6 protein-coding genes are annotated in these 5,865 nt (G+C 63.1%); 5 read left to right on the forward strand and 1 reads right to left on the reverse strand.

Annotation, left to right across the window (positions count from 1 at the left end; translation table 11 throughout):
* The 4 genes from MKK65_RS19860 to MKK65_RS19875 all read left to right on the forward strand — a co-directional run.
* On the forward strand, positions 1-368 hold a 368-nt coding region (locus tag MKK65_RS19860), incomplete at its 5' end, for a histidine kinase (RefSeq protein ID WP_243959893.1).
* A 232-nt stretch (positions 369-600) separates the two neighbouring features.
* Positions 601-2,085 (forward strand): methyl-accepting chemotaxis protein, encoded by a 1,485-nt coding sequence (locus tag MKK65_RS19865; RefSeq protein ID WP_243959894.1) that lies wholly within the window; start codon positions 601-603, stop codon positions 2,083-2,085.
* 316 nt (positions 2,086-2,401) lie between these two features.
* A complete protein-coding gene (locus MKK65_RS19870; RefSeq protein ID WP_243959895.1) occupies positions 2,402-2,743 on the forward strand; it encodes a hypothetical protein in 342 nt (113 codons plus the stop codon).
* A gap of 82 nt (positions 2,744-2,825) precedes the next feature.
* Positions 2,826-3,854 carry an HD-GYP domain-containing protein gene (locus tag MKK65_RS19875; RefSeq protein ID WP_243959896.1) on the forward strand — a complete coding sequence of 343 codons (1,029 nt, stop codon included), beginning with the start codon at positions 2,826-2,828 and terminating at the stop codon, positions 3,852-3,854.
* A gap of 38 nt (positions 3,855-3,892) precedes the next feature.
* Here MKK65_RS19875 and MKK65_RS19880 read toward each other — a convergent pair whose 3' ends face one another.
* Positions 3,893-4,252 (reverse strand): hypothetical protein, encoded by a 360-nt coding sequence (locus MKK65_RS19880; protein WP_243959897.1) that lies wholly within the window; start codon positions 4,250-4,252, stop codon positions 3,893-3,895.
* Between the two features lie 309 nt (positions 4,253-4,561).
* On the opposite strand from MKK65_RS19880, the gene MKK65_RS19885 reads away from it, so the two are divergent.
* A partial coding sequence (locus tag MKK65_RS19885; protein WP_243959898.1) for a putative bifunctional diguanylate cyclase/phosphodiesterase occupies positions 4,562-5,865 on the forward strand: 1,304 nt, incomplete at its 3' end.

The following is a 5,865-nucleotide window of genomic DNA, read 5'->3' on the forward strand; positions in this document are numbered from 1 at the left end:
CCTTCGGCCGTCTCGTCAGGCGCGAACTCGACGACATCATCGGGCTCAGCCCCCGGTTCATGCAGGGCAAGGAGACCCGCCGGGAGACGCTCGACGTGTTCCACCGCGCTCTGGCGGCGGGCGAGCGCTTCCACAGCTACCTCGCGAACTACCGCGGCGGTGGCACCAAGTACCGGGCTGAGATCGATTGCCGGTCGTTGCGCACCGCCGATGGACACATTGAGAACTTCGTTTCGTTCGAGCGTGAGGTGATCCGGCGGCTCGGGCGCCCCGCCGAAAGCGCCAGCGGACGCTACGAGCCGACGAGCGTAAGTAACGACGCCTTGACCGGTGTTCTTCGCGCCTTGGGCGTATTCAAGCACGCATAAATTGCATTCGAGTCGATCACAGGTATGTGAATACAGGCCATTAGAATTAATCTAGGTTATAATCTGCCGTATTGATCGATTATATTGTGGCGTTAAGCCATAAATAACCCTTGGCATGCAGTATCGCAGCTAACGGTGCCACATCTGTGTGATGCGCCGGTGGGCTGCACCGTAGGCCTTCGGCCACCTGGGTGTCGTCGAGCAGCCTCAACGATCCTCGGAGTCGATGACCATGTTCGGTAGAATGCGCCCGCACGTCGATCACGCGGCCAAACTCGACACACTCGACCGCTCGCAGGCGGTGATCGAGTTCCTGCCCGACGGCACCATCCTCACCGCCAACGTCAACTTCCTGACGGCGATGGGCTACACTCTGCCTGAGGTTCAGGGGCAGCACCACGGCATGTTCGTCGAGGCCGCGCACCGCGACAGCGCCGAGTACCGCGCGTTCTGGGATGCCCTACGACGAGGCACCTTCCAGTCCGCCGAATTCAAACGCATCGCCAAGGGCTGCCGGCCCGTGTGGATCCAGGCGAGCTACAACCCGGTGTTCGACCGCGCCGGACGCGTCGTCAAGGTGGTCAAGTTCGCCGCCGACATCACCGCCCAAAAGCTGCGCGCCCTCGATCTCGATGGTCAGATCACCGCCCTGCACCGCTCGCAGGCGGTGATCGCCTTCGATCCTGCAGGCACGATCCTCGAAGCCAACCAGAACTTCCTCGACGCCGTCGGGTACCGCCTCGACGAGATCGTAGGTCGCCACCATAGTTTGTTCGTCGATGCCGCTGAGCAGGCCGGCGCAGCCTATCGCGGGTTCTGGGACCGCCTCGGACGCGGTGAGTTCGCGGCGGGCGAATTTCGACGCATCGCCAAGGGTGGCCGCGAGGTCTGGATCCAGGCGACGTACAACCCGATCAAGGATGTCGACGGGCACGTGGTGAAGGTGGTGAAGTTCGCCGCGAGCATCACCGCGCAGGTGCATGAGCGTCAGCGCCGGGCCGAGGCGCAACGGGCGATCGGTGCGGACCTCGATGCGATCGGCTCTGCGGTCGAGAACGTCACCCGGCAGACCGCTGAGGCCGCCGGCACGGTCGGACAGGTCTCGAACGACATCCAGTGCGTGGCATCGGGGGCGGAGGAACTCTCAGCCTCGGTCGGGGAGATCAGCCAGCAGGTCAGCCACGCCGCGCGCATGGCCGGCGAGGCGGTCGAGCAGGCCAGGCACACGGGAAGCATCGTGGCGGGACTGAGCGGGCAGGCGGCGCAGATCGGCGACGTCGTGACCATGATCCAGGGCATCGCCTCGCAGACGAACCTCTTGGCCCTCAACGCCACGATCGAAGCCGCGCGCGCCGGCGCAGCGGGTAAGGGCTTTGCGGTGGTCGCCTCCGAAGTGAAGGCCCTAGCTGAGCAGACTGCCAAGGCGACCGACCAGATCCGCGGGCAGATCGTGGCGACACAGGCGGCGACTCGGGATGCGGTCGATGCGATCGGATCGATACAGCGCACGATCCGCGGCCTGGACGAGGTCTCATCCGCGATCGCCGCGGCGGTGGAGGAGCAGTCGGCGGTGACGCGGGAGATGTCCGGCAGCATGCACACGGCCGCGCACGGCGTGACCACGATCGCGGGGGGTATGGAGGCGATCGCCCGTGCGAGCGAGGAGGTCGATGCCGCCACGCGGCAGGTGCGGGAAGCCGCACGGGCGGTCGCCTGACGATGGCCCAGCCCCCCGATTTGACCGCCCCCATCCTCAAGCATGACTGGGCGCAGCTATCGGAGGTTAGCGCCGCTGTACGGCGCAGCCTCGACGATGCACTCGAAGATCTCGTGCGCGCGGCGGTCGAAGATCCCACGGGGCCCAACGCGACAAGTTGTGCCCGCATCGACCGGGCAATCGGAGGCCGGATGGCCCCATATTGGAACCTCGACTGGGCGGTGGATCGGGTTACAGCGCTGCGGCACGCGCTGAAGCAGGGCTTGCGTCAGGGACCATATCGAACTGGCGGAAATGATCTCAAGGCAGGTTGATCATGACCGGAACGATCATCCCTCTGCGGCTGAAGCGCGACGAGGCATCCGCACTCGCCGGTTTTGACACGCTGGCGACCGAACTACTGGCTGAGGGACGCGCCCCGAACCTATCGGTCGCGCGGTTCGACGCCATTCTGACGAAGCTTCGTGGACAGCGAGTCGAGTTGGCTTCTGTTCTGGCTGATCTAGAGGCGCGAGCACCGAGTTGCGACGCGCCGATCGAGGCCATCAACGCAGAGCTGCGCGACGGGGCGCGTGAAGGACTGGCTCAGATCAATCTGTTCATCCAGCAGGCGGAGACCTGTCGGACGACAGCGGAGCGAGGTCTACTGCCAGGTTAGGGCCATCCCTTTTCGCCACAAGGCATCAGGATGGCTGAGGTTCAAATTTGTGCTGATCCTCCGAAGACGGGATAAACATGCGATGGTCGAGGTTCTGTTGATCACCGACGATATCGCTCGTGGCGAGCGTCTGTCGCGGGATCTCGGCAGGCGCCGACCGTGCCACGTCCACGATCTGTACGATGACGCACTGCCAGTCCTAGATCCCTCCCTGATTGTCAGCGATGTCGAGGCGCTCACCTCCGAGGCCATCGTTCGCTTGCGCCGCACTTTGACTCGGCTCCGCGGTGAGGGGGTCCCATACCTGTTCCTCGTGCACGGTAATGCCGCCCGTGCAGAAGCTCAGGCTCGGGTCTTAGGCGCGACCGCTACGGCAGCGGTGCAGCAGATGCTCGGCGCCGTAGAGCGCCTGCAGGGGGCATCAATCCCCGTACTGGCTCGAACGCGAGCCGCCGAGGCCCGACAGTTCTTCCAGCACGCCCTATTCTCCGGTCGACCGATCACGCCCGCCACCGCCGATGCCGGTACCGAATTGGTCGTGCGCGCTGTAAGCGACACCGGCATCCATGACTGGGTCCACGCGGTTCAGCAGTTCGACGATGCTACCCACCAGCACTGCCTGCTGGTCGCCGCCCTCGCCGCCGCGTTCTCAGGGGCGCTGAGGCTACGTCCGACCGACCGTCACCACCTGACCCGTGCCGCCCTGTTGCATGATGTCGGCAAGATCCACGTCCCCATCGAGATCCTGAACAAGCCGGGCCGTCTCACCCATTCGGAGATGGTGGTAATGCGCACGCATGCGCAGCATGGCCACGCCATGCTCGTGGGCGCCGGCTTCGGTGACGAACTGCTGGCGGCCGTTCGCTCGCATTACGAGATGATCGATGGGACCGGCTACCCCGATGGTCTCCGAGGGTGGGAGATCCCAGATTTCGTGCGCCTGGTGACGGTCTGCGACGTCTACGGGGCGCTGATCGAGCAGCGTCCATACCGGGCATCCATGTCTGGCCAGAAATCCTATGGCATTCTGGAGGGCATGACCGGGCAACTGGACGACGATCTCGTTCGATCCTTCAAGCCCGTGGCTACAGCGTTCAGTCCCCCAGCCTAAAGGAATGTGTGGGCGCTGCCAGCCGTAGAGGCTGAGAGTTACTGAACGTGGATGGTGAGCTTCATCTTCGGGTGGATGCCGCACTGGATGATGAAGTCGCCGGGCTCCTTGAGGGTCAGCGTCGCCTGCTTGCCGGGTTCCTGGTCGCCGGCGTCGAACGCGAAGCGATCGGCCTCGATGAAGGCGTGGTGCACCGCGCTGTCGTCGCCGTTGACCAAGGTGATAGAGTCCCCCTTACGCAAGAACAGGTCGGTGGGGTCGTAGTGCCGACCCTTCTGCAGCACGATCCGCACAACGCTGAGGAGATCAGCTTTGACAGGTCCGAGCGCCAGCAACGCTGTCAGGAACGCGATAGCTGCGCCGAGGAGAAGCGGTCGGCATAGGTTGTAAATCGCCACGGATGCAACCTGAAAAAATCAATGCTTGCGGCCTATATTTAGGCCAAGCCAAATACGCTCGGAATAACGGATGTTGGTGTTTCAGTCTAAATCTTCAGGTGCTTCGTGTCCAATTTGCAGAATAAGTAAAAATTGCGCGTTGAACCTCATAAATTTTTAACAACGGTTGTTCTGGTCTCGACGCCTAACGCGCAGGAACACCGAATAATCCCATTGGCCATGCACCTCAATTTAAACATTCGTGCTTATAAACGTGCTGTTCGTTGTCTCATGGGCTGCCCGGCAGCCTCAATCTAGGGTCCTCGTGCGATGAGCGCTGATCTGCACCACCTCGGCGCGGCACAGTGCAATGTAGTGCCACTCACGATCCAATTGGATCCCAGTGCTGCTCCGCTTCACATCTGGGACCGGTGTCTCGCCGTGATCCGGTACGGCCTATTGATGATAGATGCCTCCGGGCGGGTCGTTATCTGTACCGACCCCGCTCAGCGCCTCTTCTACAATATGAATATTGAGCGGACCGGCAATCTATCCTCACGGCAATTGCTCCGAGCTCTGTGCACGGGCGCTTCGCAATCGCGGCAAGAAATCTTTGAGGCCCTGCGAGGCGCACGCGATCTCCAAATCTCCGCTTCGTTCGAGGTGGCGGGCCAAGATCACACGCTGCAGGTCGAGATCCGTTCCGTCGCGGGTGAAGGTTGGGTTGCAACACTGGAGGATGTTAGCGCCCGCAAGGCGAACGAGGCGCGTGCTGACGAGTTGGCGCGTCTCGATCCACTTACCGGCCTGCCAAACCGCCTGCTCTTGCGAGAACGCCTGGCTGAAGCCCTAGCACGCTTGCAGCGCAACGAAGAGGCGTGCGCTCTCCATCTCATCGATCTCGACCGGTTCAAGCCGGTCAACGACACGCTCGGTCACCCGATCGGCGACGCACTTCTGGCGAAGGTCGCCGACCGGCTGCGCTCGACCGTGAGGCCCACGGACACCGTGGCCCGGATCGGTGGTGATGAGTTCATCATCCTGCAAACCGGCATTCGCGAGGCTGCCGACGCACAGGCGCTGGCCCGGCGTATCGTCGATCTGATCGGCCGGACCTACATGGTCGAGGGCCACCTCCTGACGATCGGAGCCAGCGTCGGTGTCGCGCTCGCGCCCGCCGACGGGACCAGTGCGGACAAGCTCCTGAAGAACGCCGACCTAGCCTTATACCGAGCCAAGCTCGACGGGCGCGGGACGTACCGGTTCTTCGAGCCAGAGATGGACGCGCGCATGCAGGCGCGCCGCCGACTTGAACTCGACATGCGTCAAGCCTTGGCGCGTCGCGAGTTCCAGCTTCACTATCAGCCACAATTGCAGCTCGACGACGATAGGCTGATTGGCTGCGAGGCCCTGATCCGCTGGAAGCATCCCGAGCGCGGGATGATCTCGCCCCTCGATTTCATCCCGCTGGCGGAGGAGATCGGTCTGATCGTGCCGATCGGCGAGTGGGTCATCCGTCAGGCCTGTCGCGATGCGATGACGTGGCCCACGGGGATGTCGGTCGCGGTGAACGTCTCCCCTGCTCAATTCAAGAGTGACCGGCTGGTCGAGACGATCATCTCGGCACTCGCCAG

The organism is Methylobacterium sp. J-001 (assembly GCF_022829565.1).
Lineage (GTDB): Bacteria > Pseudomonadota > Alphaproteobacteria > Rhizobiales > Beijerinckiaceae > Methylobacterium.